The following is a 1,018-nucleotide window of genomic DNA, read 5'->3' as shown; positions in this document are numbered from 1 at the left end:
TGGAGTCGTAAAGATTCAACATGTTGCCTTTCCTCGCGGGACTCGTTGAGCCGGTATGGGCATATCCAGTGAGGTCCGCGGGCAGCTCGCGCTGCGGTTCGGGGTGCTGTTCCCGCACTTGAACGAACGGCAGCAGCGTCTGGTGCTGGCGCAGGAGGCCCGGTTACTTGGGCACGGCGGGGTGCGGGCGGTGGCGCAGGCGGCCCGGGTCAGCGAGACAACTGTCCGCAACGGCGTGTTCGAGCTGGAGGCCGGCGGAGAGCCCCTGCCGGAAGGGCGAATCAGGAGATCTGGCGGCGGCCGGCGCTTGGCCGAGGTTCTGGACCCGCAGCTGGTGCCGGCGCTGCTGGGGATGGTTAAGCCGGATGAGCGCGGGGATCCCATGTCGCCGCTGCGGTGGACGACCAAGTCATTGCGTAACCTGGCTGAGGAGTTGGCCAGGCAGGGCCATCAGGTGTCCGCACCGACGGTGGGCCGGCTGTTGAAGGAGCAAGGCTTCAGCTTGCAGGCCAACGCCAAGACGCTGGAGGGGAAACAGCACCCTGACCGGGACGCCCAGTTCCACTACATCAACGAGCAGGTCATCGAACATCAGGCAGCCGACCAGCCAGTGATCAGCGTCGATGCGAAGAAGAAGGAACAGCTCGGCGATCTGCCGAACCCCGGCCGACAGTGGCGGCCCCAAGGCGATCCGGTCCAGGTCGAGGACCACAGCTTCTTCTTCACCGGCCCGGACGTGCCGCACGCCATCCCGTACGGCATCTATGACATGACCGCCGATCGCGGGTGGGTGAACGTCGGGGTCGACCACGACACCTCGGTCTTCGCCGTCGCCTCGATCCGTGGCTGGTGGCAGGCCCGCGGCCAGGCAGGCTATCCGCGTGCGACCCGGTTGCTGGTCACCGCGGACGCCGGCGGTTCCAACAGCTGCCGCTACCGGTTGTGGAAGGCCGAGCTCGCTGACTTCGCTGCCGAGACCGGCCTGGCTGTGACTGTCTGTCACTTTCCTCCAGGCACG

General features: G+C 66.7%; 1 protein-coding gene. It reads left to right on the top strand.

Annotation, left to right across the window (positions count from 1 at the left end; all coding sequences use genetic code 11):
• Positions 1-55 precede the first annotated feature (55 nt).
• On the top strand, positions 56-1,018 hold a 963-nt coding region (locus C6N31_RS42270), incomplete at its 3' end, for an ISAzo13 family transposase (RefSeq protein WP_198359625.1).

The sequence above is a fragment of the Streptomyces fildesensis genome, from assembly GCF_016107395.1.
Lineage (GTDB): Bacteria > Actinomycetota > Actinomycetes > Streptomycetales > Streptomycetaceae > Actinacidiphila > Actinacidiphila fildesensis.
The sequence above is the reverse complement of the archived record's forward strand: the minus strand, read 5'-3'. Positions and strand labels throughout refer to the sequence as shown.